The 930-nt window shown below is 44.1% G+C and carries 2 protein-coding genes and 1 pseudogene; all 3 read right to left on the bottom strand.

What is annotated here, in order from left to right:
• On the bottom strand, positions 1–185 hold a 185-nt coding region (locus tag R7Z77_RS24430; RefSeq protein WP_318136938.1), incomplete at its 3' end, for a single-stranded DNA-binding protein.
• A gap of 11 nt (positions 186–196) precedes the next feature.
• Positions 197–532, bottom strand: a complete 336-nt coding sequence (locus R7Z77_RS24425) for a hypothetical protein (RefSeq protein ID WP_017636225.1) — start codon at positions 530–532, stop codon at positions 197–199.
• Between the two features lies 1 nt (position 533).
• A pseudogene (locus R7Z77_RS24420) lies at positions 534–930 on the bottom strand (replication initiation factor family protein); the annotation flags it as partial.

Here is a 930-nt window from a genome sequence, read left to right as displayed (position 1 = left end):
AAGAAAACCAAGGAAAAACCGAGGCTAAACATTTGAGTGGCTTCAGAGCCAGTAACCTGAGTGAAATCCATAAGCGAACCGTATTCTTGAGCCGTAACCATGACGTAACCGCTACAAGAAGCAGCATCAACTTCAGGAACGACAGCAATAAAACCGTCAGCGTTTGGAAGTGCGCACACAGGCATAATTAAAAACCTTACTTAGCTTTATCAGAGACAGGATTGTCGAACAGGCTGCGAATGACTTTGAAATCGCAAACCAAGTTACGGCGAGGGTCTTCTGGGTCAGGTTCGTATTCGAACTCAACAAGAGCGGGACACATCGTTGTTTCGAATTTAGCGAGAAGTGCATCGTTTGGCGCGAATGGAACCTCAACAGATTCAATGCCAAACGCAATTTGAGAGCCGTTTTCGTTTTCCCAAGGCTTGAGTGCCTTACCAGCAAACAAACGACCAATTTCATATTTTTTACCAGATTGCTTACCAACACCTTTTGAGTAAGTGCCACCTGTTAGAACGTAACGAACAGCCATGCTAATTCTCCATTATCTCTTTGATTATGTGTTTGTATGTGTCAGGCAAGTTGAGCAAATCACCTTGCGTTTCCTCGGATATGAGAAGTCCGAAAACTTTCTCCAAATCACCATCCAAGTACTTAGCAATATCCGCTAACGTACGACCGACTTGTCGACGAGCCCAACGAATACGCCCGTGCATATCGAGCGCAACTTGTTTCTTTTTTGTGACCACCTTTACAGGCGAACTTGCAACGATTGAAGCGCTATAAGCACAAATACCAGCAAAATAACCACTAATATTTAGCAGCACATCAACCGTCATATCTTTCAATTCACACTCACTTCGAAACCAAAACATATCGAGACCGAGTTGGGCTGCCTTGTTATAGATTCGCCAGTAAATGCGAGACGAG

This window comes from Vibrio sp. 1401 (assembly GCF_033340295.1).
Note: the sequence above shows the minus strand (reverse complement) of the source record. Positions and strands in the feature narration are given on the sequence as shown.